The organism is Nocardia sp. BSTN01 (assembly GCF_015354405.1).
Classification (GTDB): Bacteria; Actinomycetota; Actinomycetes; order Mycobacteriales; family Mycobacteriaceae; genus Nocardia.
Window position 1 is genome coordinate 1 of record NZ_JADKYP010000005.1, and the last position, 26,904, is coordinate 26,904.

The window sequence follows — 26,904 nt, forward strand, 5'->3', positions numbered from 1 at the left end:
GGAGGCGCTGGAGGCCGGTAAGGAGCAGATCTCCAAGGAGGTCCGCCGTTCCGGTCTGCCGCTGCAGCGGCTGATGAGCGTGGACGCGATGTCCGCGCTGGCGCACGAACTGCACTATGCCGACATCTCCGCGCTGTACGCGGCGGTGGGTGAGAACCAGGTCTCGGCGCATCACGTCGTGCAACGGCTGATGGCGCAGCTCGGCGGCGTCGGCGACGTGGAAAACGAACTGGCCGAACGGAGTACGCCGTCGACGCTGCCGGCGCGGCAGCGCACCATCGGTGACGCCGGCGTCGAAATCCCCGGCGCCCCCGGTACGGTCGCGAAGCTGGCCAAATGCTGTACCCCGGTGCCGGGTGACGAGATCATGGGCTTCGTGACTCGCGGCGGCGCGGTGAGTGTGCACCGGACCGACTGCACGAACGCGGATTCGCTACGCGCGCAACAGGAACGGATCATCGAGGTCAGGTGGGCGCCGTCGCCGTCGTCGGTCTTCCTGGTGGCGATTCAGATCGAGGCGCTGGACCGCACCCGGCTGTTGTCGGATGTGACCAAGGTGCTGGCCGACGAGAAGGTCAACATCCTGTCCGCGTCGGTGATGACCTCCGGTGACCGGGTGGCGATCAGCAAGTTCACCTTCGAGATGGGCGATCCGAAGCATCTCGGACATCTGCTGAACGTGGTCCGCAACGTGGAGGGCGTCTACGACGTCTACCGGGTGACCTCGGCGGCCTGATCCGCCGGCGGCATTTCCGCCTGGGCTCGTGACAGCCGGACCGCGGCCACGCACATCACCAGTACCGAGGCGATGACGACGATCGTGCCGGCCGTACCGGTCCGCAGTCGCTCGTCCAGCACGGTGAGACCGAGGAACGCGGCGCCGAGCGGTTCGGCGACGGTGAAGGCCGGCAGCGAGGCCGACAGTGCCCCGACCTGGTAGCCGCGCTGTTGCAGGTAGAGCCCCACGATGCCCGCGGCGACCAGGGTGTAGGTCTGCCAGTTGGTGAGCGCGGTGGTGAGGCCGTGTCCGAACAGCTGGATGACGTGCTGGGTGAGCGCGGCGGAAACGCCGAACAGCAGACCGGCCGCGGTCCCCAGCATGAGTGCCTGCAATCCGGTCACCCGGATCACCACCGCGACCACGACCGCCGCCGCGACCACGCCGAGAACCAGAATCAGCGGCCACATCCAGGTCGACCACGGCGCGTCGGAGATGCCCTCGGTGGGATCGCCGACGACGAGGAAGCAGGCCAGCGCGGCCGAGAGCGCGACCGCGTGCGCCCACATGACCGGCGTGACCGGACGGCGGCTGTAGTGCGCGGCCAGCGGTAACGCGAAGACCAGTGCGGTCACCAGAATCGGCTGCACGATCAGCACCGATCCCAGCGCCAGCGCCACGACCTGGAACACGAAGCCGCCGGCGTCGCCGATGATGCCGGCCCACCAGCGCGGATTGCGAACGAGCTGGGCTACCAGCGCGTCACCGGCCGGCACATCGGCCGCCGCGCGTTGCTGGGCGACCGCCGACACCGCGAACAGCACGGCGCCGATGAAAGCGCAGACGACCGCGGCGACGGGAAAGTTGCTCACCCGATCAGTGTGCCGCCCGCGGCCGGGGGCCACGGCATCGGGATCGGTGTACCGATCCGAAGCGGTGTGATGCGGGGCCGGTGAATGGCCGGGAGGAGCGCGATACCGGCGAATTCGCCGACATCGAGCGGTGCGGTCCATCCGACTAGCCGGAATTCCCGGTACGGGCGAACGGCAATTGTTCGGCAACATATTTCGCGGCGTATCCGCAGTCGCGTCGAGCTGCCTTCGGCCAGGCGCGAATTGCGCGTTCGCCGCGATGTTGCCGAGACTTCCGACGGCTGTTGATCCGGGCCGGCCGCCCGGCCCACGGTGAATCCTTCACGCAGGTAGGAAGGTTCGGGGACCATGATCGCGGCTGTGCTCGCGCACCGACGGAGGGCCTGCACTCCGAGCCGGATTCTGTTACGGTTTATTGCGTTTCGGGGTGCGCGCGATGTTCGGCGACAACTCGAATCCACATGATGATCGCCGGACGGGTCGCAGTGGCACTCGACCCTCAGAACTGTTGCAGACAGCGGGTTTTAAAGGGGGTCAGATCGTGCTGACCGTGCTGACATGCTCGGCGGCGACCGTACCGGTCGCCTCGGGCCTTCGCCGCGGATGTGGCGCACCCACATCCACGCCGGCCCTCGATCGGGCGTTCGAGATGCCCCCGTTCACACCCCTTGACCTGCGTGGATGTGGTATCGCCCGAATCTCGGCGGCGTCGGACGGCGCGTCGAGTTCGCCGAATTCGTCGGGTACGGGACAATTTCCGTTCGGGAAGGGCCTCGGTGACGCCGCACCCGGTGGTGTGCCGTTGGTGTCGTCCCGAGGCGGTACCGCTGACAACAACTACCCGTTCTCCACGAACTGATCGCCGAGAGGGTCCGACGATGCTGCACGACGTGCCCGGCTCCGCGGGGATGAGGGAATGTTGAAGCCGTACAAAGAAGTCCAACGGTGGTTCCCGGCGCTGGAACCCGAACACGCCGTGCCCGCGGCCGCGCCGGGGGAATCCGACGCCGTCGACGACGAGGCGGAACCTGGAGCGGCGCGGTATCCGCACTACATCCGCGACACCGAGCCGGAACCGTTCGACATTCCGTTCGCCGACGAACCGGCCACGCGACGCAGCGAATTCGTCGGCGGCTGGACCGACTGGGTCGGCAGCCACGCGCCCGGGCCCGACGACGACTATCCCGTCCACGAGGGTGAGGTGCTGCGCCTGCCCCGCGATGCCGAGACCGGCGAGGGCCGCGCCCGTGGCCGCCGCCGAACGCGGCCGGCCGGTGCCGACGGCGACGATGCGGAGGGATCCGGGGCGCGTTCGCCGCTGGACGATTCCGACGAGCGCGACGACGTGGACACACCGGAATGGATTCTGCCGCCTCGCGAGCACGGTGACGGCGGCGCGGGCCGGACCGTGCGCCGCGACCCGGGCCCGGCCTCTCCGGCCCTGCGCGACTACATCCGCCCGAGCCGGTTGCGGGTTGCGCTCGTCCTGGCGGTAGCCGTGTTATTGCTGGCGGTCGCAGGCGGTTTCGCGCTGTACCTGCTGCGCTCCGGTGACGACGGTAAACAGTCGACGGCGCCGCTGCCGGTACGGCCGGCCGTGGGCGACGAGGCTCCGATGCTGCGGCTCACCTCGGCGTTCGGCGCCGATTCCGGCGCGCGGGTGGGTTCGGCGGCGCACTGCCCGACCGAACGGACCGCGCGCGTGATGCGCGGCGCCGAGGTCGGCGGCACCGATTCCGGGCCGGACGCGATCATGTGGTTCCAGCACGCCTTCTACGTCGAACGCTCGGCCGAGCGAGCGCGCGAGGTGGTCGCGCCGAACGCGGCGGTCTCGCCGGCGCCGGTGATCCAGCGCGGCATCGCCTCGGTGCCGCTGGGCACCGACTATTGCGTGCGAGTGGTCACGTTGGACGAGAACAGGTATTCGGTGGAGGTGACCGAACGGCGGCCGGGCGCGACCCCCGCCACCTACGACAAGCAGTTGGTGACCACCGCGGTGGTCGGCGGCCGCACCCTGATCACGGGCATCACGGCCGGGTAAGAGGAGAGCTGAGATGGGACAGGACTGGAGCCGATGGCTCGACGAGACGTCCGACGCGGACGTCGCGGCGAGCTCGCGACCGCGTGGACGGGCGCCGGTGGTCCGGTTGCGCAAGGGAAGACGTGACGACGGCGAGGGTGGCGGGCTGCCGCGCCCGATTCTGGTCGTCGGCGGGTGCGGTGGGGCCGGAACCACCACCACCGCATTGGGACTCGCGGGTGAACTGGGCGCGGAGGCCGCGGCGGTGGCCGTCGACGCCACCGTCGCCGGCAGCGATCTGGCCCTGCGCGGCGCCGACGAACATCTGAGTCCGATCAGTCTGCAGCAGTGGCTGTACGGCCGCGGTGACGACGAACCGGCGCCGCTGAAGGAATGTCTCTCCCAGGCGAGCTCCGGTATCGGCCTGCTGTGGCGCGACGCCTCCCCGCTGCGCCGCCGCGCCACCTATCTGACGGTGGCCCGGGCCGTCGCCGACGCCGGCCACACCCCGGTCTACGACGGCGGCAGCCCGATCGCCGCGCGTCAGCTGCGGCCACTGCTCGAGGACGCGGAAGTGGCTCTGGTGCTGTCGATTCCGGCGCGCGCCGACGCCGCCAACCGGTTGCGGGTCACGCTGGAATGGCTCGACGACGAGTTCGGCGGCCACGCCGAGGGGCAGGGCGGCGGCATCGTCGGTGACACCACCATCGTGATCTCACATCAGTTGCCCGGCAACGACTCTCGAGTGGCCGATCACCTGCGCGAACATCTCACCGGCTGGGTCCGCGACATCCGCGAGATCCCCTACGACACCCACCTGGCGCGCGGAGAGCTGGTGCGCCACAACGCACTCGACGCCGAAACCCGGAGGGCGTACCGGCGGCTGCTGGCTGGGATGGCATCATGACCGCGGCCATGAAGGAACCTCGCTCATCCGAAAACCCGCCTGCGGCAGGCGTTGTCGCACCGGCGGAGTCCCGTCGCGCGCCCATCTGGGACCGCCCGGTGCCGGGCGCCGGACGAGCGCCGCTGGTGTGGTTGCTGGGGGTGCACGGCGGCGCGGGAGCCAGTACCCTCGCGCATGTGCTTGCGCCTGCGGCGGATTCGCACCGGCGCTGGCCCGGTGTGTTCGAACGCGAATCACCTTTCGTGGTGCTGGTCGCCCGCGAGACCATCGCCGGGCTGACCCGCGCCCATGATCTGCTGCGCCAGCACCGGGCCGGACTCGCCGGACCGAGCGAGGTGCTGGGCCTGGTGACCGTGGCCGCGCGCCCGGGACGGATCCCGGCCGAGATCCGGCGCTACCGCGATGTGGTCGGCGCATTGGCCGGGGAGGTGTGGCAGATGCCCTGGATCGAGGAGTGGACGCTGGTCGAACCCGATCAGCTGCCGGTGTGGTCGCCGAGCGACCCGCCGCCACAGCAGCGCAAGCGCAAACTCGATCCGCTGCAAGAAGTTCCGCACGAGGTGGACGCGCTGGGAATGAGCATCGTCGACCTGGTGCGGGAGACGGTCGGCGCCGGTTCGCAACAGGAGGAGCAACGATGATCGTGCCTGGACGTTGTGCTGCCGCGACCACGCCGACAGCTGTTTCCGACGGTGTACCTCCGGTACCCGGCTTTGTATTCCGATCACCTATTGAGAAGGACGCTCGATGAGTACCATCCTGGCCGCTGTACACGAGACGTACGGCGTTGTTCTCGCTCAGGTCGGGAATCCGACACCCGAGACGCCGCCGGCCGCCGACAAGCTCATGAAACTGGTGCGCTACTTCACGTGGTTCGTGCTGCTGTCGGGCATCCTGGGCATCACCTACGCCGGTGGCCGCTTCGCCTGGGAGAAGTGGACCGGCGGCGGGCTGGAATCGCCGAAGATGGTGGCGGGCGCCATGATCGGCGGCATCGTCGCCACCAGTGCGGGCACGATCATGAACGCAGTCATCGGATCGTGAGGGGCGCCGCGATCGTGCTGGCCTACAAGCAGATGCCCGCGGACGTGATCGAACCGATCATGCAGCTGATCAACTGGTTACTGTGGTGCGTGCTGTTGCTGTGCCTGGCCTGGATGATCATCTCCGCGGGCCGGCTGTGGTCGGCGATGCGCGACGACATGGCCGTCAACGACGCCTCGCACGGCATCGTGATGAGCCTGATCGGCGCCATCGTCGCCAGTTCGGCAAGTGCGATCGCATTGACCCTGCTTCCCGCGTGAGCCGGTGACAGATTTCCGCATGCCCGCCGATGACACCACGGCGACAACCACATTCGACGACGCGACATTCGACGACGACCTGCGACGGGAGGTGACGGTATGAGCAACAAGGACACCTACGACGAGCGCAGCGGCATCTCCTTCGGTGTCATCGTCTCCGCGGCCGTGATCGCCCTGATCGTGATCGTCGGCGTTTTCGTCTACGTCGGCCGTGACACCTCCTCTTCCGATGCCCGGAAAACGGATCCGCCGCCCTCGCCCGTCGCGGGCTCGGGCGCGACCGGATTCGCCGAACCGGATACGGATCTGTTCCGTCGCCGCGTCGATATACCCAACAATCCCGCGGGACAACCACTTCCGCAGAATTCCGCACAGCAGCACGACTCGTCGGATCCGGACTGGCTGACCGCGGCACCCGCCGGCACCACCGAACCACGTGGCTGGCAGCGGGTCTACGGCGCCTCGGTGCCGTTCTCCACCAGCGACGGTCCGACCCGGATCGACGACAAGGGGCTGGCCGTCGGCTATTCCCACACACCGCAGGGGGCGGCATTGGCGGCGGCGCAGATCACCTATCGGCTCAACGCGCGGCCCGGCGACCGGGATCTGTACGTGCGTCAGGTGCGGGTCTCGGCCCAGCAGATCGCGGCCTACGACAAGGCGCGCGGTGACGGCAAACTGCCCGATCAGCAGCCGGCGCGGATCACCAAGTACCTGGTCGCCCCCGACGCGTTCCAGATCGAGAACTACGCCGACGATATGGCGATCGTGCGGCTCGCCGCTCGCGGGCCGGTCAACGACGGCAAACAGGTGTGGGCGGCGATCCGGCTGGTCATGGTGTGGGACAACGGGGACTGGCGGCTCAAACCCACCGACAGCAGAGCCACGCCGAGCGAATACGTCGACACCCTGCAGGGGTGGACCCGATGGTGAGCACGGCGATTTCGAGAAAGGCACGAGAGTCAGCCGATGGTCCGGATCGATTCCCTGCGACGCATCGAGGAGTGGATCTCATGGTGAGGCGCATCGTCACGATCCTCGCGGTCGTGTTCACCGTCATGATCGCGACCCCGACGGTGGCCTACGGGCAGACCTACGGATTCGACCAGACCTGTAACGAGATCCACGACGATCTCGACGGTCTGGGCCTGCCCGGCGTATCGCTCGGCGACGCGGCCTCCGCGGCGTGCAAGGCCGGTAACGCCGCCACCCATCCCGGTGACGCCGCCAACGCGGTGAAGGACAAGGCGTGGGATTCCACCTTCGGCAAGGTGGTCGACTCGTTGATGAACGGCCTGGGTGAGGCGCTGATCCTGGCGCTGACCTTCTGGATGAAGGTGCCCAACGATCGCATCAGCGACGGCGGAGCGCTGTTCCAGAAGATCAACGATTACACCTATCAAGCGCAGATCCTGCTGCTGATCGTGTCGGTGATCCTGTCCGGCGCCAGACTCGCCGAAGCCAGACGCGGTGCGGCACTGAGCGAGGCCGCGGAATCGTTCCGGATGTTCGCCCGGGTGATCTTCAGCTCCTGGATGCTGGGCGCGGTGGTGGTCGCGGGTACACAGGCCTCGGACCGCTTCTCGCAGTGGGTGATCGAGGACGCCACCAACGGCAATGCCCGCAGCCTGGCCGAGCTGATGGTGAAAACGTCCAAGCTGCAAGCGTTTTCGCCCGGCCTGGTGCTGATCATCGCGATCGTCGGCCTGCTCGGCGCGCTGGCGCAGATCGTGCTGGCCATCGTGCGCCAGGGCTTGCTGGTGGTGGCCGCGGGCGTGCTGCCGCTGGCCGCGGCGGCGTCGGGCACCAGTACCGGGCGGCAGGCCTATCCGAAGCTGATCGGCTGGATCATCGCCTTCATGCTGTGGAAACCGGTGGCCGCGATCGTGTACATGATCGCCTTCGTGGCCGCCGGTGACACCAACTCGACCACGCCGACCTCGGGTCTGCCCGATGCGGATCAGGCGCAGCGGATGCTGGTCGCCATCGTGCTGCTGTGCAGTGTGGCCTTCGTCCTGCCCGCGCTGATGCGACTGGTCACCCCGGCGGTGGCGATCGTCGGCAGCGGCGGTTCGGGTCTGGCCGCCACCGGTGGTCTGCTGCTGGGTGCGGCGGCGCTGGGCGCGGTCGGCACCAAGGCGGTCGGAGTGCGTGGCCAGGCGGCGGCCGGCGCGCCGGGATACGTGGGCCGCAACGGCGGTCAGCGTCCGCCCGGCGGAACCGGTCGCGGCGGCAGTCCCCGGCCGGTGCCGCCGCGCGGCCCGCGCCCGGGCGGCGGGGGCGGGGGTCAGCAGGCGCCCGCGAGTCCGCGCGCCCCCGGCGGTGCGGCGGCGGTACCATCCGGCGCGTCGCGAGCCATGAACAACATCGCGACGGCCCGGGCCGCGGGCGCGCACCTCAACCGCGCCGACGAAGCCATGGGCGATATCGCCGGTGACCGCTGGGCCAACCGCGCACCCGACCTCGGCAGGAGCACCATTCCGCGATGACGACGACCGACACCTACGAGCGCCGCTCGTACGGGCTGTGGCAGAAGCCCCGCAGCGCAGGCCTTTTCGGGTTGCGCTGGGGGGAGACGGTGCTCGGCTTCGTCGTCGTCATCACCGCCCTGATGACGGCGCTGGTCGCCGGGCCGAAACCGGCGCTGTTCGTCGCGATCATCGGTCTGGTCGTGATGGTTCCACTGGTGTGGCGGACGGGGGGCCGCTCCGGTTACGAGACGGGATTGATGATGTTCCATTGGTTGCGCGGCCGCAGCAAGGGCGAGCACGTCTATCGCGGCGGCCGGTTCTCCCGCATTCCCGGCGGCGTCGCGCGCCTGCCCGGACTGATGGCGCCCTCGCGGCTGTACGAGGGAATCGACGCCGGCGGCTACAGCTTCGGGATGATCCATCTGCCGCAGTTCGCGCAGTACACGGTCGTGCTGCGGGCCTGGCCGCAGGGACACGAGGCGGTCGACCAGCCGGTGATCGATCGGTGGGTGTCCGCCTGGGGCACCTTCCTGGCCTCGCTGGGCCAGACCTCCGACATCGTCGCGGTGGTACCGGTGATCGACACCGTCCCGGAGACCGGAAACCGCTTGCTCACCGAGGTTTCCACCATCACCCGGCCGGAATCGCCGGCGCTGGCACAGCAGGTGATGTACGAGCTGGCGACCGAATTGCCGCAGGAGCGGGTGCAATTGCTGCCGCGAGTGGCGCTCACATTCAAGGCCACCACCGCCGAACGACGCAAGAATCCGGCCGAGGAGGCGGTCGAGATCGGCCGCCGGTTGCCGGGGATCTGCGCGGCGCTGGCCGAAGCGGGCGTGCGCGCGCAGCCGATGTCGGCCGACGAGGTGATCTCGTTCATCCGCCGCAGCTACGACCCGGCCGCGCAGGCCGATCTGGAAGTGGCCGCCGGCGAGATCGGCGGGCACGGGCTGGATTGGGCCGACGCGGGCCCGATCTCGCACGAGGAACGCTGGGATCAGTTCATTCACGACGGCGGCCGCTCGGTCACCTGGGAGATGGACGCGGCACCCGAGGGCGCGGTCGACGAGCGGGTGCTGCAGCGGCTGCTGGCGCCGAATCCGGAGGTCCCGCGCAAGCGGATCGCGATCGTCTACCGGCCGCATTCGGCCGCCGACGCCGCCGAGATCGTGGACGACGACTACAAGAACGCGCTGGTCGCGCAGCAGAGCGAACGGGGCGTGGTCTCCGCCTCGGCGACGCTGCGGGTCGGCGCCACCCAGCAGGCCCGCGAGGAACAGGCGCGAGGCCACGGTGTGACCCGGTTCGGCGCGCTCGTCACCATCACCGAACCGCTGCGCGGTGATCTGCCGCGGATCGAAGCGATTACCCGCGACCTGTCCACACAGGCCCGGTTGAAGATCCGGCGTTGCTACCGCTACCAGGCGGCGGCCTTCGCGGCCTCACTCGGCTGCGGGGTGATCCTGCCGGAACACGCGAGTATTCCCAAGGCATTGGCGGGGTGAGCGCAGATGGCAGGTGAGCACGAGCCACCGGTCCGCTACCGGGGCGAACCACCGCGCTACAGCGAGCGGGTGGTGGATCCGGAGAACCCGGTCCAGGCCCGGCCGCGCACGCGGACGGCCCACGACGACGAGTGGGGCGTCGAGGCCTACGCGCCCGGCCTGCCCCGCTCGGAATACGGTGGCGCACCTGCCGATTGGGACGACGTACCGCTGCGGCCGGCGCGGCGGCGAGCGCGACGCGAGGAGGGCGAGCGCGCTCGCCCGGACGCCGCTGCGCCGCCGGAACGCGGTGGGCGTGCGACGGGGCATTCGCGCACGGGTGCCGGTGTGGACGGTGCGGGACCGCAACGCCGTTCGAGCGGGGATCGGATCTCCGACGAGCGCGGCTCGGGCAGTCCGCGCCGGCGCGGTGACGATGCGGGCAGGCCCGGATCTGCCGGTGAGCGTTCGACGCGGCGGGCGGAGCCGGAGCCCGGCCGCCGTCGTCCGGCGAGCGGTGACCGGGACGGATCGGTCGGGCGCGACGAGAACCGTCGCGGGGCAGGCGAGGGGAGCGGCGCCCGCGGCCGCGCGGGTGGGAACGCGATCGAGTCCGAGCGGAACCGGGGCGGCCGGTCGACGCCGGAATCGGCACGCGACCGGTCCTACGGCGGCCGGGATGTCGAACGGTCGAGCACGCGCCCGGGCCGCGATGCCGGATCGAACGGTGACGCGGCACCGCGAACCACGTTGTCCGAGAATGACGAGACGCGCAACGACGTCGCGACGACCCGCACGGCGACGTCGCGAGCCGGTAGCCGGGTCGCGGGCACGGAGGACAGCGCAGACCGCGAAAGCCATGGTGCCCATCGCGATACGGTGACGCCTACGACAGCGAGTGGCCTTCGACAGCAAGGGGCCGGGACAGCCGAGGAGTCCAGGCGGGACGGGAGCGTGGCGGGAGCGGTTCCGCCATCGCCCGGTGATGTGGACTCGCCGACCGCGACGCGCCCGGTGCCGAGCGACCACGACTCACCGGACCAGGGTGCGGACCTCGTGGACGGCGACCGCGCCGCCCGGGCCGAGGAGACCGAGCGGGACGCCTCCGCGGCCGGCACCGAATCGGCGCGCGCCCGCACGAGGGGTGCAGCCGATGCGGCGGGCGGCGCCGCCGCCGACGACCGGATCGCGGCGCGCTCCGGCGGTGACACCGCGTCCGCGTCCCGCGCCGCCGGCCACGATGCGCCGCATGACAATTCGGCCGGGGCACGTACCCGGCGCCGGGTGGGCGGGCCGGAGGACCGGCCCGACGATCGAGAGATGTCCTATGCGCATGGCACCCCGCAATCGGCCGAGCTGCCGGCCGGGTTCGACCAGGTATCGCCCGAGACGCGTGGAGGGCGCTACATGACCGGCGACTACGAGCCGGCGCCGCGGCGCAGTACGCGTACCGAATACGGCGCCGGAACGGCGCGCCGGCGCACGGAGACACCGCCCGCCCGGCGCACGGGACGGGGTCAGCGCACGCTGCGTGATCGCAACGGCTCGAAAATGGCCTCCTACGAACAGCTGTCGCGAGCGTCCCGAGCGGATGCCGAGGCGGGCAACCGGCGGGATCGGCGCAGCAAACCGGTCAAGAAGAAGAATCAGGGCCCGCCCCTGCTCGACGATGCGGCCCGCGCGCGCCTGGAGGCGGTGGCCCGCGAGGGCGCCGGATTGCGCGCCGCGTGGGCGGCGTTCCGGATCCGCACCGACGACCTGCGCCGCGTCAACGCCGCGGCCCGCATCGAATCGGTCGTCGAGGACGGATTCGACCGTGGCACGGCGCAATTGACCGATCGCGGCTATGTCGGCGCCGGCGGCGGCCGGATGAACGTGGTGGGCCGCCCGGTCGAATACCGCGCCACCACAGCGCAGGTCGCCGGCCTGTGGCCGTGGTCGGTCGGTGCCGGCGCCCCGCTGATCGGCACCCCGCTCGGCTCGCATCTGCATACCGGCGCGCCGGTGTGCTTCGACCCCATGAACTGGTTCATGCGCGGCAGCTTCATCACCGCGCCGAGCCTGTTCGTGCTGGGGCTCAACGGTTTCGGTAAATCCTCGCTGGTGCGCCGCATCGTGCTCGGCGGTGTCGCACAGGGGATCACGCCGCTGATCCTGGCCGATGTGAAACCGGACTACCGCAAGCTGGTGGAGATGGTCGGCGGGCAGGTCATCGACCTCGGCTACGGGCACGGCAAACTGAATCCGCTCGCGGGTGGTGTGCTCGGCTCGATCGTCCCGCTGCTGGACGACCTCCCCGAACTGCAGTTGCAGGTGACCCAGGAACTGCGCGCCCGCCAGGTCACGTTGATCGCCGGTCTGGTCGAACTCGTGCGTGGCGCGCGCGTGCGCGACTACGAGGAGACCTTGATCTCCACGGCGCTGCGCATCCTGTACCGCGAGGGCAGCGGCTTCGCGCCGGAATCACCGCCCATCATGGAGGATCTGCTCGAGGTGGTGGTCGGCGGAGGCCAGGAGCTGATGCTCGACGCCGGCGCCGACACCACCGAGGAATACCACGAGGCCACCAAGGGCTTGCGGCGGTCGCTGCGTGCACTGACCCAGGGGCCGTTCGGTGCGGTCTTCAACGGTCAGACCACCACGCCGATCGACACCTCCTCGGTGGCGGTCTGTATCGACGTCTCGCACATCCCGACCGGGGACAAGAAGCTCAAAGCCGGTGTGATGCTGGCCTGTTGGGCCGACGGCTTCGCCTCGGTGGAGGCCGCGCACGTCCTCGCCGACGGCAAACTGGGGCCGCAGCGGTACTTCCAGGTCGTCATGGACGAGCTGTGGCAGGTGCTGGGGCTCGGTGACTTCATGGTCGATCGCGTCGACGAACTGACCCGACTGCAACGCGGCATGGCGACCTCGCTGATCATGATCAGCCACACCATCAAGGACCTGCAATCACTCGGATCCGAGGCCGCGATCGCGAAGGCGTTGGGCTTCCTGGAACGCGCGCGCGCCAAGATCTTCGGCGCGCTGCCGCCCGAGGAGATCAGCCGCCTGGACTCGACGATCCCGTTCACCTCCGCCGAGGAGGAGATGGTCACCAGCTGGTCGGCGCCGCAGGCGCTGACCGGAGAGGCGCTCAAACCGGGGCAGGCCCGCCCGCCCGCGCCGGGCACGGGAAAGTTCCTGCTCAAGATCGGTGAGGATCGCCGCCCTGGCATCCCGTTCCACATGGAGTTCACCGTGTCGGAAAAAGAGAGCGGAATCCACGAGACCAACCAGCGTTTCAGCGAATTCACCGAATCCACGGCCCGGCGGGGCGACGAGGGGAGTGCCGCGTGATGCCGCACAGGTCATACCGGAGAGTGTCGCCGCAGGTGCGGAAGGCGGCGGTGGAACAGGTCGTCGCGCTCACTGACAAGCTGCGCAGCGAGTCGGAGGCCTGCCGGGTCGTCGCCGAACAGATCGGCGTGCACACGAATTCGGTGCGCAACTGGGTGCGTGCCGCGGAGGGGCCCAGCCTGGAACGAATGGACGCCGTGGCCCTGCGCCGCAAAGTGGCGCTGCTGCAACAGCAGTTGGCGGCTGCGGCGGAAATGAATCGCACCCTGGTGGAAACCCTGAACGAAACCCGCCGCGCGACATGACGGGTGCGCGGTGAACGCGAAAACCCTCACCGCCCTCGTCCTCGGCGGTGTCGTCTCGCTGATCACTCTCGTGGTGGTGATCGTGCTGCCCTCCTCGGAGGATCCGTGCGCCGATCAGCCGACCGCGCCCGGTTCGGGGCTGCCGGACACCTCCGGTGCGCCGTGGGCGGCGCGGGTGACGGAGTCGGGTGCCACCACACCGACCGCGACGACGGACCCGCGCGGTACGAGCTCGGCGACTCCCAGTGCCGCGGATATCCCTGCGGCACAGGCGAATCCCAGCGCCATGGGCGCACCGTCGCTGGCCGCGGGGATCGCGCCGATCCGGCGTACCTGGCCGCTGCCGGGCGGATCGTTCACGGTGTCGGACACGTTCGGCGCCCGCGGCGGTACCCATCTCGGTGTGGATCTGGCCGCGCCGGACGGCACGCCGGAGTTCGCGGTGGCCGATGGTGTCGTCGTCGCCGCCGGTCCGGCCTCGGGTTTCGGAAACTGGATCGTGATCGACTCCGTCGACGTCAACGGCCGTCCCTTCTCCGCCGTCTACGGCCACGAGTGGGCGAGCGGAGTGAAGGTGCGGGTCGGGCAGCGGGTGCGGGCCGGTCAGGAGATCGGCGCGGTCGGATCGGCGGGCGAATCGACCGGTCCGCACCTGCATTTCGAGATCGTGCCCGGTGGGCGCCTGACGGGCGGTCATCAGATCGATCCGCTGCCGTGGCTCGACGGCGCGTTGACGCCCAGCGGCGGTGGCGCCTTCCCCTATTCGGCGAACCCGCTGTGCAGCCGCGGATTCGGCAGCGCCGGCGGCGCGCTCGCCGACGGCAAGGTGCCGCCGGAACTCGAAATCTGGTATCGGCGTGCGGGTTCGCTGTGCCCGGAGATCACCGCGTCGGTGCTGGCGGCCCAGGGCCGTCAGGAATCCGGGTTTCAGCGTGGGCTCACCTCGCCCGCCGGCGCCGAGGGGCTGGCGCAATTCCTGCCAACCACGGCCCGGGCCACCGATCCCGACGACGGACGCCCGTACCTGCTCGACGCGGACGGCAACGGGCAGGCCAGCCTGTGGGACGACGGCGACGCGATCATCGCCCAGGGGCGCTATATGTGTTCGATCGCCCATCAGGTCGAGCGGTGGATCGGCGAGGGCAAGGTGCACGGCGATGTGGTGCCGCTGTCGCTGGCCGCCTACAACGCGGGCGAGGGGGCGGTCCTCGCCTCGGGTGGGATGCCCAATCAGGTGGCCGCCCACTTCTCCGAAACCCGGCCCTACGTCACGAATATCCTCGCCATGGAGGCGCAGTACCGGGCGCCCGGATCGATGGGCCGATTCCAGCCCGGCCACGGGTCGGCCGGCGCCGACATCCTCGCCGCGGCCCAGCAGTGGATGGGCACCCCGTACGTGTGGGGTGGTGGTGGTCCGCAGGGACCGACCGGCGGCGGACTGGACGGTCCCGGCCTGACCTCGGCCGCGGTGTTCGCGGCCTCCTCGGGCGCGAAGACGTTGCCGCAGACCGCGGAACAACAGTGGGAGGCGGGTGCCGAGGTGCCGATGCGCAACGCTCAGCCGGGCGATCTGGTGTTCTCCCGCTTCGGATTGCGCGGCCCGGCCGAGGTCGGCATCTACGCCGGCAACGGCAGGATGATCCGTTCCAGCGACCCCTCGGGCGTGAGCGAGGCGCCCGTCCCCGGCGACGCGCGGTTACGGAGGGTGTTGTGACGGCACGACCCGGTGCGGGACCGATAACCTGGAGACAGCGCCCGGCGTTCCGGGCGCCGGGCCGCCGACCTACGGCACGGGCCGTCTACGCGAACCTGGTGGTGATGCTGGTGGTGAGCGTCGCACTGCTGTCCGGCTGCGCGGGAGGGTCCGAGCAGGCCGAACCACCGGCGTCGGCCACGTCGACACCGCGTCAGCTCGAGGCCGCCCCGGCACCCGACCCCGGCACTCCCGACGGTGTCGCCGTCGCCGCGCTGCGCGAGATCTTCACCTGGTATCCGGCCACCGAGGCGCAGGGAGCGTCGCTGGCCCGGGCGCGGAAGTGGCTGGGCCCCAGCCTGCTTCGCACACTCGACGCACCGCCGGGTGAGGAGACCCCGAAACCGACACTGCGCTGGGCCGAATGGGGGCGTTCGGGCGTGCGCGTGGAGGCCTTCACCTTCGCCTCCGGCGAACAGGCCCCGGGCAACGGCGATTCGGACCACCAGCAGTTCAAGATCGGTATCGAGCAGACCGCCGTGCACTCCGACGGTTCCCGCGAGACGCTACCCCCCACGACGGTGATCGCCACCGTCGTCCGCACCCCCGACGGCTGGCGGCTCGACGGATTCCGTTGAGCCACGGCCACAGACTCGGTCACCTCAGGAGGCGAGATGGCGAAGAAGGTGAAGGACCCGGCCGATCCGGGACCGGACCTCGCCCTGTATCTGATCTACATCGGTTTCGCGGTGGTCGGCACCCTCTGGGCCGCACTGCATCTGGGCAACAAGCTGTCGACGGCGCCCCAGGACGTACCGATCAATCCGATCGCCTGCATCGCGAAGATCGCCCGCGGAGAACTGACGTGGCCGACCGCCTCCACGGTGATCGTGCTGCTCGTCGTGCTCGTCGTCGTCGGCATCGTGTTCGTGCGGCGGGAGATGAAGAAGCGCCGCAGCCGCGGGAAGCTGCCCGTCGACGACAAGGCCCAGTACATGGGCAGCGGCGGGGCGATCGCGGCCCTCACCGAGGCCGGGGTCCGGAGCAAGGCTCAGCAGCTGGGTGTGCGCCTCGGCTACGAGGATTCGCCCGGCGTGCCGATCGGAGTCGGGGTGATCGACGGCGTGATGCTGTTCGGCTCCTACGAGGATCTGCATCTCGACATCTGGGGTCCGCGCCAGGGTAAGACGACCTCCCGGGTGATTCCGGCGATCCTGTCGGCGATCGGCCCGGTGCTGGTGACCTCCAACAAACGCGATGTGGTCGACGCGACCCGAGATGTGCGGGAGGGCAAGGGGTCTCGCACGTTCGTATTCGATCCACAGGGCGTCGCGGGAGAACAGCCGACCTGGTATTGGGATCCGCTGTCGTGGGTGGACGCCCGCCGCGAGGGATGTGAGATGCGCGCGGCCCGACTGGCCGGCCACTTCGCCGACGCTGACGACGGCGCCGATGGAACAACCGACAGCTATTTCGACCCGGAGGCGGAAGATTTGCTGGCAGGGTTGTTCTTGGCCGCAGCTGTGGCGGGACGGCCGATCACCCAGGTGTGGGAGTGGGTGACGAACCCGAACGACATCGAGCCCGTTCAAGTGTTGCGCGGTGCCAGCCACCATTTCTCGGCCGCAGGCCTGGCTCAGCAATACAATGCCGAATCCCGCACCAAAGATGGCGTTTTCGGCACAGCGAAGAAGATGGTTCGCTGTCTGAAACTGTCGAATGTGCACCAGTGGGTGACCCCGGGGGATCGCTACCAATTCGATGAATGGGATTTTCTGGATCGGAATTCCACCCTCTACTGCCTGTCGCTGGAGGGGCGCGGTTCAGCCGGCCCACTTGTGAGTGCTCTGACCGAGGCCGTCGTCGACGTCGCGATGCGGAAGGCGACCACCCAGCACCTGGGTCGGCTCTCGATCCCGCTGCTCGCGGTGCTCGATGAGGCGGCCAATATCGTGCGCTGGAAGGATCTGCCGAAGCAGTACAGTCACTTCGGTTCTCGCGGCATCGTCGTGATGACCGTGCTGCAGTCCTGGGCACAGGGCGTGCGGTGCTGGGGTCAGGCCGGTATGGAGGCGCTGTGGGCGGCGGCGAATATCAAGGTCCTCGGCCCCGGTGTCGACGATATGACATTCCTGGCGGCCCGCTCGGAGGCGATCGGCGACTACGACTCCATTTCGTCGTCGGTCTCGGAATCCAAAGGCGGCAAAAGTTATTCGCGTTCGCTGGGCTCCTCGCGAACCCTCAACGCGAATGCACTGGCAACCCTGCCGCGCGGCCGCGCCGTAGTGTTCTCCTCTGGTGCGCCTGCGGTTCTCGTGCGCACCATGCCGTGGTGGGAAGGGGAGTACGCTGCCGAGGTGCGCAAGTCGATCGAACAGCATGATCCGCAGCGTCGCACCACGATGAGCGACCTCGTGGGCGAGCGCACCGTACTCGACGGCGGTTCGATGCCCGGTGAGCCGCCCGCAACCTACGGACAGCCCGAGGAGGTTCGCCCGCTGTGAACGACCAGCCCGAGGAAATGATCTACTCGAATGTGGTCGAGTTCGTGGAGAACTTCCTGAGCCTCATCTATCGGCGCCAGGTCACCGACCTCACCGATACGGTGTGGTGCCCGGAGTGGTGGAAGCACGCAGAGGCGGCCATGCGGCTCGAAGCGCTGTGGCGCGCATGGGAATACCTGCGCCAGGACGGCCAGACCGGGATGAGTGTCTGGTTTCTCGAACATGCCGACCCACATATGAACAAGCTGTTCGATCCGCGCGGGCCGTTCAAGTACTGCAGTGTGCGCAACGGCCACAAGGACATGCTCAGCCCCCTCCCACTCACTCCGCCCCAGCAGGGCATGTTCGGTGAGCCCAGCGCGGCCGATCCGAACAAGGGCTGATTCGCCGGCCTGGGCCGACCCGCCTGGTTGCCGCGAAAACGACTGTGCCGCCACCCGTTCCGGGTCGGCGGCACAGTCGTGAGCGGGTGGGTCAGCGGTTGCGTTCGCGGTTGCGCTCGCGTTCGCGCATCCGCTCGTCGTGTTCCCGCGCCCGGGTGACCCGCGGCGGTTCCTCCGGCCGGGTGCGGACCGCCGCCTGCGGCGGCTGCGCCTGACTGACATCCATGAGCATGCGCACGGCCGCCAATTCCGGCGCCACCCCGACCCGGGACAGATGGGCGGCCAACGCCTGCCGCCGCTCCGGAGAGTCGTAGCGGGTCAGTTCGCGTTCGCGGGCCTTCTGCCGATCGGCTGCGGCGCGGGCGCCGCGCGCCACCCGGGAGTGTTCCAGGCGGTCCTTCTCCAGCGAGATACCCCGTTCCAGAGCGGGGCGCTCGAGCATCCGCGCCAACTCCAGGTTGCGCGGATCCTTCGCCTTGGCCTCGCGGGCCTCGCGCAGCAACCGCTCGCGGGTCTCCTTGACCCGCTCCTGGGTGACCTTCACGCGCGCTTCGGCTTCTCGCTGACCACGTTCGCGGGTGCGCAGTGCGACCAGTGTCGCAAGCTGCAACATTTGCCTCATCAAAGCCGCTGTCTCGCGGCCGATGTCGTCGAGTTCCTCGGCCATTGCCTGCTCCCCGATGCTGCAGTTGTCTCTGTGGACGATTCTGATGCTTCGTATCGGACTCCGCCACACGAACGGTCGATTCGCGGTGGCGGCGCCCCACCTTCAGCGCAGTCCGTTCTACGAGATTACCAGCGCGGAGCAGGGCAGCCTAACCCCCGGATCCGGTCCATCGCAGGCGGATCCGGGGCCGCGCCGGGGGCTCAGCTCAGTTGCATCGTCTTCACGGTGACCGGCTGCTTCGGCGCGCCGTCACCGGTCGAGGGATCCTCGACGCCCTCCTCGGCGATGGCGTCGAGCGTCTTCAGCCCGGCCTCGTCGACGGTGCCGAAGATGGTGTACTGCGGCGGCAGCTGGGAATCGCCGTACACGAGGAAGAACTGGCTGCCGTTGGTGTCGGGGCCGCTGTTGGCCATCGCCACCACGCCGCGCTTGTACTGCACCGGAACGCGCTGCGCGGTGGGATCGCCGGGGGCGAATTGGTCGGTCGGGTATTCGTTGGGGAAGGCGTACCCCGGCCCGCCGTTGCCCTGACCGCTGGGATCGCCGCACTGCAGCACCTTCAGCCCCTCGCCGGTGGTCAGGCGGTGGCAGGGGGTGCCGTCGTAGAACTTCTGCTGCACCAGGCTGACGAAACTGTTGACCGTGCAGGGCGATTCACCCGCGTTGAGCGAAATGCCGATCGGACCACGATTGGTGTCGATGGCGACCTTCGGGGAGCCGGTGGTCGAGACCTCGGTCTGCTCGGGCTTGTGCACCGGCTTGGCGGCTTGGCCCCCATCGGTGTAGGCGCAGCTCACCGTCGCGGTCTTCGGCTTGGCCTCCGGCGGGGCAGCGGCCTGCGGGGTGGACGAGAGCGAGGCGTCGGGCGTCTTGGCCGCGGCGCTGGGGGTGTCGTCGCCGCGGGTCAGGTAGTAGATCCCGACGCCGGCCGCGACGACCACGACCACACCGAGCGCCGATCCGGCGATCGCCAGCTGCTTACGCTTGCGCGCACGCTGCGCCTGTCGCTCCAGTCGGCGTTCCAGCTTGCGCTTGGCCGCCGCTCGTCGCTGTTCGTTGGTCGGCACTACCCGGTCCTCCCGTGTCGGTTGCGTATCGGCATAAGAGTGTGCCATCACTTCCTGAGACGACCCCTAACTTCCCCGGATCGTTCCGTACAATTGCCCAGCTCGGCTCGGTGGAGGCCGAACCGGTTGGACTTGCCGCGTCCGGGTGGGGGAAACTGGACCATTGTGACCAAGACCAGCAGCTTCACCGCCCCGAAAGGGATTCCGGATTATGTGCCGCCCGCCTCGGCGGAGTTCGTCGCCGTACGGGACGGCCTCGTGCGCGCCGCGCGACTGGCCGGATACGGGCATGTGGAGTTGCCGGTCTTCGAGGACACCGCGCTGTTCGCACGCGGGGTGGGCGAATCGACCGATGTGGTCACCAAGGAGATGTACACCTTCGCCGACCGCGGCGAACGCAGTGTGACCCTGCGGCCGGAAGGCACCGCGGGCGTCATGCGCGCGGTGATCGAACACGGTCTCGACCGTGGTCAGCTGCCGGTCAAACTGTGTTATTCCGGCCCGTTCTTCCGCTACGAGCGGCCCCAGGCCGGTCGCTACCGGCAGTTGCAGCAGGTGGGCGTGGAGGCGATCGGCGTCGACGATCCGGCGCTGGACGCCGAGGTGATCGCCGTCGCCGACGCGGGCTTCCGGTCGCTGGGACTCGAGGGCTTCCGGCTCGAGATCACCTCGCTCGGCGACGAGACCTGCCGGCCGCAGTATCGGGAACTTCTGCAGGAATTCCTGTTCGCGCTGCCGCTGGACGAGGACACCCGCCGGCGCGCCGCGATCAACCCGCTGCGGGTGCTCGACGACAAGCGCAAGGAGGTCCGCGCCCTGACCGCCGACGCGCCGCTGATGCTCGACCACCTCTCCGACTCCGCGAAGGCGCACTTCGAGCAGGTGCTGGGCCACCTGGACGCGCTCGGCGTGCCGTACGTGATCAATCCGCGCATGGTGCGCGGCCTGGACTACTACACCAAGACCACCTTCGAATTCGTTCACGACGGCCTGGGCGCGCAGTCCGGTATCGGCGGCGGTGGCCGCTACGACGGGCTGATGGCGGAACTGGGCGGCCAGCCGCTGTCCGGGATCGGGTTCGGGCTCGGCATCGACCGCACCATGCTGGCGCTGCAGGCCGAGGGTAAGGCCGCGGGCGAACCGGCGCGGGTCGACGTGTTCGGCGTGCCGCTGGGGGAGGCCGCGATGGCCCGGCTGGTCGTGCTCGCGGCCGAACTGCGCGCGGCCGGGATCCGGGTCGATCTGGCCTACGGTGGGCGTGGCGTGAAGGGCGCGATGAAGGCGGCCGACCGGTCCGGTGCGGCGTTCGCCCTGGTCCTCGGCGATCGTGACCTGGCCGACGAACAGGTGGGCCTGAAGGACCTCGGCTCCGGCGACCAGCGTCAGATCCCGCTCGCCGAGGTCGTGGCGCAGGTGTCGGCGGCGCTGGCCGGGCAGCGGTAGTACGGTCCGAGCATGTCTCGAATTCCGTCGCGCGCATCGGTTTCCGGTCAGCGGCCCGTCCGGTCCGGCGCGTGCGGATGAGCGCGGCCTCGTGAACGACGCGAATTCCGCTGCGCCGCAACCGGTCGGCCTCGACCTCATCGCCCCGGAGCTGTACGCGCCGATGCTGCGGCGGCTGGCGCTGGGCGCGATCGGCGCGGGTGTCGTCGTCGGCGTGGTGGTGGGGCTGGTCGTGAGCTGGCCGGCCGGTGTCGTGGTCGGCGGGGTGCTCGGCGCGCCGACGGCGATCTATGCGCTGGCGGTCCGGCGGCGGCGAATGTGGTTGTCGGGCACGGTGATCGAGGCTCGGACGCTGGTGGGCCGGCGACGGCTCGACGTCGCCGCGGCGACGGGTGTCGAGGTGCTCGTGTACCCGGGGCGGCTGAGCCGGATCGCGCTGCGGATCACCGCCGGTGACCGGACCCAGACCGTACCGCTGGCGATGTACACCGACGCCGGCAGCGGACGCGAACTGCACATCCTGGGGTTGCGCACGCTCGCCGACGCGCTCTCGTCCGCGGAGCTGGCCGCCGCACTGGCATTGTCCGGATTACTGGTCGGGCAGTTGCGGGCGGAGGCTCGTGACGCCGGGCTGGAGGAGCGGCCGCTGTATCGGGCGGTGCAGCTGGTGCGGGCGCGTGACATCGTGCAGCCGGTGCGGCTGAGCGACAGCGATATCGCGACGCTGAGCCGCGACACCACCTCCTGATCGCCGTTCGGGATGAATCGGACATAGTTCGTCGCTCAGGGAGCCGTGCGGACGGTACACGGTCACGGTTCCATAACGGCGGCGCGGAGGTGGGGTAAAGGCATGTTTCGGCATCCGCCCCGGTGGGCAATCTTTTGGCTTACTTCATCGGCTCGATTTTGGGCACCTGGCCAGGTCTGTGACCGCACCGGTATCCGGTAACTCCTGGTTTGACACTTTCTTGTCTGGAAATACCCACGCGCACAGCGAACACTGAGACTCGCAAGTTTTTCAGGATCGGAGTCGTACAAAACGAAGGGTTCGCCATGCATACCATCAAATTCCGCAAAGCAGCCGCGGTTGCCGCCATCGCAGTGGCACTCGGTGCTGTCGTAGCCCCCGCCGCGTCTGCCGCGACCCCATCGGGCACCTCTCCGTCGGCGAGCGACATCGACGGTTCCGTCGCGATCTGCTTCCCCTTGGGCAGTGTCGTCTGGTGCATCTGAGCTGTCGCGAGAAGGGGTGCCGCCGGAGGGGTGGCACCCCTTCCGCGTGTGCGGGTGGCGGGCGAGCCCGCCGGACGGATCGTCGAAAACGGTTGCGGGACGGTACGGATCCGCTCGGGTTGTCTGGTTGCTCACGCTGCCGGGTTTCGGCCGGTGAGGGTCGTTAGGGTGAAGATCGAAGCCGACCGTCGAGTTCTCGTGAACAAGGAGTTGTCGTGAGCAATGCCGCCCGCACGCCCGTGACCGTCACCGTCACCGGAGCCGCCGGTCAGATCGCCTACGGGTTGCTGTTCCGCATCGCCTCCGGTGCCATGCTCGGGCCGCAGACGCCGGTGCGGCTGAGGTTGCTGGAGATCCCGGCGGCCGTCGGCGCCGTCGAAGGGGTGGCGATGGAGCTGGAGGACGGGGCTTTCCCGCTGCTCGATTCGATCGACATCAGCGACGATCCGTGGGTGGGATTCGACGGCGCCTCGGTCGCCGTCCTGGTCGGCGCCCGCCCGCGCACCGCCGGGATGGAGCGTTCGGATCTGCTGGCGGCCAACGGGCCCATCTTCACCGACCAGGGGGCGGCCATCAACGCCAGTGCGGCCGACGATGTGAAGGTGCTGGTGGTCGGAAATCCGGCCAATACCAACGCCTTCATCGCGATGAGCAATGCGCCCGATGTGCCGGCGGCGCGCTTCACCGCGCTGACCCGCCTCGACCACAACCGGGCCATCGCCCAGCTCACCGCGCGCAGTGGCGCCCCGGGCTCTTCGATCACGCGAATGACGGTGTGGGGCAACCACTCCGCGACGCAGTATCCGGATATCAGCCACGCGCTGATCGGCGGGCAGCCGGCCGATCGCGTGATCGACGACCCGGCCTGGGTGCGCGAGACCTTCATCCCCACCGTCCAGCAGCGCGGAACCGCGATCATCGCCGCGCGCGGGGCCTCCTCGGCGGCCAGTGCGGCGAGCGCGGCCATCGACCACATCCACGATTGGGTGCTGGGCACGGCCACCGGTGACTGGGTGTCGATGGCGGTGCCCTCCGACGGCTCCTACGGGGTGCCGGAAGGGCTCATCAGTTCGTTCCCGGTGACGTGCGCCGGTGGTGAGTACTCGATCGTGCCGGATCTGGAGATCGGCGAATTCTCGCGTGCGCGTATCGATCTCAGCGTCGCCGAACTCGCGGCCGAGCGCGAGGCGGTGATCGATCTCGGCTTCGCCAAGCGCGGCTGAGCCGATCGACCGCTCGCGCCGCCGATCACACCTTGGCGATGACCTTCTCCGCGTACTTCTCCAGATGCGCGATCTTGTCCGCGAGCGGTTCGGTGTCGTCGCCGGCGACGTACGGGTAGCGGAAGCCGACGATCACGTCGGTGACGCCCTTGTCCTCGAGCCGCTTGATGCCGTCGGTGGTGTAGGCGTCCAGCGAGGCCGCGTGGATCTCGAACGGCGTGGATGCGTCACGCTCGGAACGCAACTCGTTCAACCGGGCCAGCATGCGGTCGAGATCCTCGGGATCGCCGCCGGCGTGCATCCACCCGTCGCACAGGCGCACGGCGCGTCGCAGCGCGGCATCGCTGTGCCCGCCGACCAGGATCGGGAGCGGTTCGGTGGCGCCCGGGGTGATCTTGATCTTCGGGATGTCGTAGAACTCGCCGTGGTATTCGAAGTATTCGCCGCGCGAGAGGCCGCGGACGATTTCGATGCATTCGTCCATGCGCTTGCCGCGCCGCTCGAACGGCACGCCCATGATCTGGAAGTCCTCGGGCCACGGGCTGATGCCGACGCCCAGCGAGAAACGGTTGCCGCTGAGGTAGGCGAGGGAGGCGGCCTGTTTGGCGACCAGCACCGGCGGGCGGATCGGCAGCTTCACCACGAAGGGAGTGAACCGCAGCGTCGTGGTCACCGCCGCCAACGCGGCGGACAGGATGAACGCCTCGATGAACGGCTTACCGTCGAGGAATTCCCGGTTGCCGTCCGGGGTGTACGGGTAGGTCGAATCCGACTCCGCGGGATAGGCGACGCTGTCGGCGATGGTCATACTGTGGAATCCGGCCGCCTCCGCGGCCTGTGCCAGCGGTACGTAATGCGCCGGATCGGTCATCGCCTCCGCGTAGGTGAAACGCATCGGTGGTCCTCTCGGGTGTTGCCGATATGAAACTAGAACAGATTCTAGTTGTGCTGGCGATCCTAGTGGGATAGGCAGTGCGTTGTCCCGAGTTCGGCCGCTGAACGGTCGAATGAACCTGTTCTAAGTCTCGCTCCCGAAGGGGATGGCCCGGACCGTACGGTCCGGGCCATCCGGGGCGATGATGCGGCTGCCGCGTCGCGGCGATCAGAGCTGGTCGTTCTCGTAATCGCTGATGAGCTCGTCGGAATGGGTCTGGCCGATCACCTCGGGCGTGGTCTCTCCCAGCGGGCCGGTGAGGTCGGTGTTGCCGGTGAGACTCTGGTAGTTCTGCACCGTGCGGCCGCGATCCTCGTCGGCGTTGCGCTGCCCGGCCGCGCCGGGTGTGCCGCCGCCCATGAAACCCGAACCGGGCGTGCCCTGGCCGGGTGTACCGGGCATGCCCGGGCCGAACGGCATCCCGGGGATCCCGGGGCGGGTGCCGGGCACCGCGGACCCTAGGCCGGGCTTGGCCGCCGCGCCGCCACCCGACGCGGTGCCGCCGAGTCCGCCGGTGAGGCCGCTCAGTGCGCCACCGCCAGTGCCGCTCATGGAACCCGGGTGCGCGCCGTTACCGCCGAAGGCGCTGGCATGCGTGGAAGCTCCGGACAGGCCGGAGCCGCTCAGGTCACCGAGGCCGGCGGCCTGGGTGTCCGCGCCGCCGCCCGACAGCAGGCTCTGGGCCTGCTCCACGATCGGCTGCCCGACGTTCTGCGCCACCGCCTGGGCGGCATCGGCCGCCTGTGGCGCGTACTGGCCGGCGAGCTGGTTGACCACATTCGCCAATTGGCCTGTGTAGCCGCCCAATTCGCCTCGGGTGGCGTTCACGATCGTGACCGCCTGGCCGAGATGTTCGGTGGCCGCGGCGATCAGCGTGGCCTGGCCCGGGGGAGTGAAAGCGACGGGAGCGAGCGCGCCGGCCTGGGTCGCGAAGGACTGGACGACCTGAGTGAGCTGGACGTTGCCGCGCTGCACCACCGCCGCGGCCTCGTCGGTGAGTTTCGAGATGTCGAAGCCGCGCTGGCTGGCGTCCTCGCCGTGGGCCTGCACCTGCTGGCCCGCGGTCTGGGCGCTGGTGGCCGACTGCCCCTGCCAGACCTGCTCGACCGACTTCATCGCCCCCATGCCGATCTGCATGGCGCTCTGAATGACCTGTGAGGACTGGCTGAGCAGATCGGCCGGATTGAGTGCCCCCATCACACCGGTGCCGAAACTCGACAGCAGGTCGAGGAACGGTTTGAACAGCACGTCGATCCCCGGCAGTGCGGGCAGCGCCATACCGCTCATCAGCGCGGCCACCGGATCGGCGGGCATGGGCGGCAGATTCGCCGGCACTGCCGCGGTGACCGGGGCGGCGGCCTGCTGGACCGCACCGGCGGCGCTGTCGAGTGCGGCGGGCGCCTGATTCAGTGCCGCCTGGGCGCCGTCGAGCACGTGCTGCGCGCCGGGTACTCCGCCGAGTGCACCGGCGGCCTGATGCACCACGTCGTGGCCGGCGCCGAGCAACGGCGACGCGGCGTCGCCCAGCACTCCGGCGTGGGCATGACCGGCATCGGGGGCGCCGGAACCCCCGCCGGGCAGGTGCGGAGCGCCGATTCCGTGGGAACCGTTGTCCTCGAACTCTTTCCGCGCGGTCGTGAAGGCCGGTGCCGAGGCGGGCGGCGTATCCGGCGGCAGCTGCGGCAGCGGGATATCGGTGATCGGGCCCTGCTGTGCGGCCGAGGCCAACGTGGCGTCCGGGACGGAGGCCGGTGCGGCGGGCGCGATCGGTGAGGTGTCGGCCGCGGGGGCGGCCGGGGCGGCGATGACTCCGCTGTCGTTACCGGAACCGATGGTGTGCACCGATCAGCCTCCGATCGCGTTGCCGATGGCGCCCAGGGCGCCGGCGGCGGCCGCGTCGTTGTCGCCGAGGATCGCGACGGTGCCGAATGCGGACTGCCCCAAGTGATTACATTTGGCCGACAGGTCGTTGACATCGCTGCAGTGCAGGACCTGCGCCGCCGCGAACATCGCCAGGTAGTCGGCGCCGATGAGCCCGAAAACGGGCGTCATCGCAGCTACGTGCGTCGCGGTGTCCATATCGGCCGCGCCCGCGATTTCGGTGCCGATGCTCTGATGTGCCGCCCCGAACGCGCTGATCGCGCTCTGGTCAGCGGTGAGATCGCTCATCGAACTGCCCCCCAATCATCGTGGTCAACATTCGTCAACGTCGAATTAGCCGCGCGACCGGGTGTCGACCGGAGGCTGGGCTGGGCTCAATATAACCGACCCGGCCGACGCGGTTCGAGTCCGGCAAACTAGAACTTGTTGCAAATTAGAACGGGTTCTATATTCTCATCG

Annotated in this window: 24 protein-coding genes; 18 read left to right on the forward strand and 6 right to left on the reverse strand. The window is 69.3% G+C overall.

The window, feature by feature from the left end:
* A partial coding sequence (locus tag IRT45_RS06310) for an ACT domain-containing protein (protein ID WP_194804945.1) occupies nucleotides 1-736 on the forward strand: 736 nt, incomplete at its 5' end.
* On the opposite strand, the gene IRT45_RS06315 is transcribed toward IRT45_RS06310, so the two are convergent.
* Nucleotides 712-1,590, reverse strand: coding sequence for a DMT family transporter (locus IRT45_RS06315; protein WP_309240816.1), 879 nt, complete (start codon nucleotides 1,588-1,590; stop codon nucleotides 712-714). The two genes, IRT45_RS06310 and IRT45_RS06315, sit on opposite strands and share 25 nt — an antisense overlap.
* A 916-nt stretch (nucleotides 1,591-2,506) precedes the next feature.
* On the opposite strand from IRT45_RS06315, the gene IRT45_RS06320 reads away from it, so the two are divergent.
* From IRT45_RS06320 to IRT45_RS06385, 14 genes are all read left to right on the forward strand, one after another.
* Nucleotides 2,507-3,631, forward strand: coding sequence for a hypothetical protein (locus IRT45_RS06320; protein WP_194804947.1), 1,125 nt, complete (start codon nucleotides 2,507-2,509; stop codon nucleotides 3,629-3,631).
* A gap of 13 nt (nucleotides 3,632-3,644) precedes the next feature.
* Nucleotides 3,645-4,517, forward strand: coding sequence for a hypothetical protein (locus IRT45_RS06325; protein ID WP_194804948.1), 873 nt, complete (start codon nucleotides 3,645-3,647; stop codon nucleotides 4,515-4,517).
* Nucleotides 4,514-5,158 (forward strand): hypothetical protein, encoded by a 645-nt coding sequence (locus tag IRT45_RS06330; protein ID WP_030513930.1) that lies wholly within the window; start codon nucleotides 4,514-4,516, stop codon nucleotides 5,156-5,158. The genes IRT45_RS06325 and IRT45_RS06330 overlap by 4 nt, the downstream gene beginning before the upstream one ends.
* Before the next feature lie 106 nt (nucleotides 5,159-5,264).
* On the forward strand, nucleotides 5,265-5,561 hold the full coding sequence (locus IRT45_RS06335; RefSeq protein WP_030513931.1) for a hypothetical protein: 297 nt from the start codon (nucleotides 5,265-5,267) through the stop codon (nucleotides 5,559-5,561).
* Nucleotides 5,558-5,821 (forward strand): hypothetical protein, encoded by a 264-nt coding sequence (locus tag IRT45_RS06340; RefSeq protein WP_306304678.1) that lies wholly within the window; start codon nucleotides 5,558-5,560, stop codon nucleotides 5,819-5,821. The genes IRT45_RS06335 and IRT45_RS06340 overlap by 4 nt, the downstream gene beginning before the upstream one ends.
* Before the next feature lie 99 nt (nucleotides 5,822-5,920).
* The gene (locus IRT45_RS06345) at nucleotides 5,921-6,754 is read left to right on the forward strand and encodes a hypothetical protein (RefSeq protein ID WP_194804949.1); all 834 of its coding nucleotides are present in this window, start codon (nucleotides 5,921-5,923) and stop codon (nucleotides 6,752-6,754) included.
* Between the two features lie 80 nt (nucleotides 6,755-6,834).
* Nucleotides 6,835-8,310 (forward strand): hypothetical protein, encoded by a 1,476-nt coding sequence (locus tag IRT45_RS06350; RefSeq protein ID WP_194804950.1) that lies wholly within the window; start codon nucleotides 6,835-6,837, stop codon nucleotides 8,308-8,310.
* On the forward strand, nucleotides 8,307-9,797 hold the full coding sequence (locus IRT45_RS06355; RefSeq protein ID WP_036502826.1) for an SCO6880 family protein: 1,491 nt from the start codon (nucleotides 8,307-8,309) through the stop codon (nucleotides 9,795-9,797). The genes IRT45_RS06350 and IRT45_RS06355 overlap by 4 nt, the downstream gene beginning before the upstream one ends.
* A 6-nt stretch (nucleotides 9,798-9,803) precedes the next feature.
* Entirely contained in the window at nucleotides 9,804-13,112 is a 3,309-nt protein-coding gene (locus IRT45_RS36705; protein WP_228533793.1) for a hypothetical protein, read from the forward strand.
* Nucleotides 13,113-13,147: 35 nt separating this feature from the next.
* Nucleotides 13,148-13,417, forward strand: a complete 270-nt coding sequence (locus IRT45_RS06365) for a transposase (RefSeq protein ID WP_227463133.1) — start codon at nucleotides 13,148-13,150, stop codon at nucleotides 13,415-13,417.
* 10 nt (nucleotides 13,418-13,427) lie between these two features.
* Entirely contained in the window at nucleotides 13,428-15,131 is a 1,704-nt protein-coding gene (locus IRT45_RS06370; RefSeq protein ID WP_194804951.1) for a M23 family metallopeptidase, read from the forward strand.
* The gene (locus IRT45_RS06375; RefSeq protein WP_309240817.1) at nucleotides 15,128-15,748 is read left to right on the forward strand and encodes a hypothetical protein; all 621 of its coding nucleotides are present in this window, start codon (nucleotides 15,128-15,130) and stop codon (nucleotides 15,746-15,748) included. Before IRT45_RS06370 ends, IRT45_RS06375 begins: the two co-directional genes overlap by 4 nt.
* Before the next feature lie 36 nt (nucleotides 15,749-15,784).
* On the forward strand, nucleotides 15,785-17,614 hold the full coding sequence (locus IRT45_RS06380; protein ID WP_194804952.1) for a type IV secretory system conjugative DNA transfer family protein: 1,830 nt from the start codon (nucleotides 15,785-15,787) through the stop codon (nucleotides 17,612-17,614).
* Nucleotides 17,611-17,997, forward strand: a complete 387-nt coding sequence (locus IRT45_RS06385) for a DUF4913 domain-containing protein (protein ID WP_233224818.1) — start codon at nucleotides 17,611-17,613, stop codon at nucleotides 17,995-17,997. The genes IRT45_RS06380 and IRT45_RS06385 overlap by 4 nt, the downstream gene beginning before the upstream one ends.
* A 91-nt stretch (nucleotides 17,998-18,088) precedes the next feature.
* Here IRT45_RS06385 and IRT45_RS06390 read toward each other — a convergent pair whose 3' ends face one another.
* Both IRT45_RS06390 and IRT45_RS06395 read right to left on the reverse strand, forming a co-directional pair.
* On the reverse strand, nucleotides 18,089-18,664 hold the full coding sequence (locus IRT45_RS06390; protein WP_194804953.1) for a hypothetical protein: 576 nt from the start codon (nucleotides 18,662-18,664) through the stop codon (nucleotides 18,089-18,091).
* 200 nt (nucleotides 18,665-18,864) lie between these two features.
* Nucleotides 18,865-19,731, reverse strand: a complete 867-nt coding sequence (locus tag IRT45_RS06395) for a peptidylprolyl isomerase (protein WP_194804954.1) — start codon at nucleotides 19,729-19,731, stop codon at nucleotides 18,865-18,867.
* Between the two features lie 165 nt (nucleotides 19,732-19,896).
* Between IRT45_RS06395 and hisS the strand changes: the two genes are divergently transcribed.
* The 3 genes from hisS to IRT45_RS06410 all read left to right on the forward strand — a co-directional run bounded on the left by hisS (nucleotide 19,897) and on the right by IRT45_RS06410 (nucleotide 23,630).
* On the forward strand, nucleotides 19,897-21,174 hold the full coding sequence (gene hisS, locus IRT45_RS06400; RefSeq protein WP_194804955.1) for a histidine--tRNA ligase: 1,278 nt from the start codon (nucleotides 19,897-19,899) through the stop codon (nucleotides 21,172-21,174).
* Nucleotides 21,175-21,265: 91 nt separating this feature from the next.
* A complete protein-coding gene (locus tag IRT45_RS06405; protein ID WP_194804956.1) occupies nucleotides 21,266-21,922 on the forward strand; it encodes a hypothetical protein in 657 nt (218 codons plus the stop codon).
* A 700-nt stretch (nucleotides 21,923-22,622) separates the two neighbouring features.
* Nucleotides 22,623-23,630: a malate dehydrogenase gene (locus tag IRT45_RS06410; protein WP_194804957.1), complete on the forward strand. Its 1,008-nt coding sequence runs from the start codon at nucleotides 22,623-22,625 to the stop codon at nucleotides 23,628-23,630.
* Between the two features lie 25 nt (nucleotides 23,631-23,655).
* Here the strand turns inward: IRT45_RS06410 and IRT45_RS06415 are convergent, their stop codons facing one another.
* The 3 genes from IRT45_RS06415 to IRT45_RS06425 form a co-directional block, all read right to left on the reverse strand.
* On the reverse strand, nucleotides 23,656-24,525 hold the full coding sequence (locus tag IRT45_RS06415) for a TIGR03619 family F420-dependent LLM class oxidoreductase (RefSeq protein ID WP_063014369.1): 870 nt from the start codon (nucleotides 24,523-24,525) through the stop codon (nucleotides 23,656-23,658).
* Between the two features lie 207 nt (nucleotides 24,526-24,732).
* Entirely contained in the window at nucleotides 24,733-26,406 is a 1,674-nt protein-coding gene (locus IRT45_RS06420; RefSeq protein WP_194804958.1) for a hypothetical protein, read from the reverse strand.
* 3 nt (nucleotides 26,407-26,409) lie between these two features.
* Complete coding sequence (locus IRT45_RS06425) at nucleotides 26,410-26,733, reverse strand: type VII secretion target (protein WP_062997762.1); 324 nt, start codon at nucleotides 26,731-26,733, stop codon at nucleotides 26,410-26,412.
* Nucleotides 26,734-26,904 lie beyond the last annotated feature (171 nt).

Excerpts from the sequence above, each read along its gene's own strand:
- IRT45_RS06330 (WP_030513930.1), top strand. The coding sequence starts at position 4,514 with ATGACCGCGGCCATGAAGGAACCTCGCTCATCCGAAAACCCGCCTGCG.
- IRT45_RS06415 (WP_063014369.1), bottom strand. The coding sequence starts at position 24,525 with ATGCGTTTCACCTACGCGGAGGCGATGACCGATCCGGCGCATTACGTA.
- IRT45_RS06345 (WP_194804949.1), top strand. The coding sequence starts at position 5,921 with ATGAGCAACAAGGACACCTACGACGAGCGCAGCGGCATCTCCTTCGGT.
- IRT45_RS06335 (WP_030513931.1), top strand. The coding sequence starts at position 5,265 with ATGAGTACCATCCTGGCCGCTGTACACGAGACGTACGGCGTTGTTCTC.
- IRT45_RS06320 (WP_194804947.1), top strand. The coding sequence starts at position 2,507 with ATGTTGAAGCCGTACAAAGAAGTCCAACGGTGGTTCCCGGCGCTGGAA.
- IRT45_RS36705 (WP_228533793.1), top strand. The coding sequence starts at position 9,804 with ATGGCAGGTGAGCACGAGCCACCGGTCCGCTACCGGGGCGAACCACCG.
- IRT45_RS06425 (WP_062997762.1), bottom strand. The coding sequence starts at position 26,733 with ATGAGCGATCTCACCGCTGACCAGAGCGCGATCAGCGCGTTCGGGGCG.
- IRT45_RS06390 (WP_194804953.1), bottom strand. The coding sequence starts at position 18,664 with ATGGCCGAGGAACTCGACGACATCGGCCGCGAGACAGCGGCTTTGATG.
- IRT45_RS06355 (WP_036502826.1), top strand. The coding sequence starts at position 8,307 with ATGACGACGACCGACACCTACGAGCGCCGCTCGTACGGGCTGTGGCAG.
- IRT45_RS06380 (WP_194804952.1), top strand. The coding sequence starts at position 15,785 with ATGGCGAAGAAGGTGAAGGACCCGGCCGATCCGGGACCGGACCTCGCC.
- IRT45_RS06350 (WP_194804950.1), top strand. The coding sequence starts at position 6,835 with ATGGTGAGGCGCATCGTCACGATCCTCGCGGTCGTGTTCACCGTCATG.
- IRT45_RS06325 (WP_194804948.1), top strand. The coding sequence starts at position 3,645 with ATGGGACAGGACTGGAGCCGATGGCTCGACGAGACGTCCGACGCGGAC.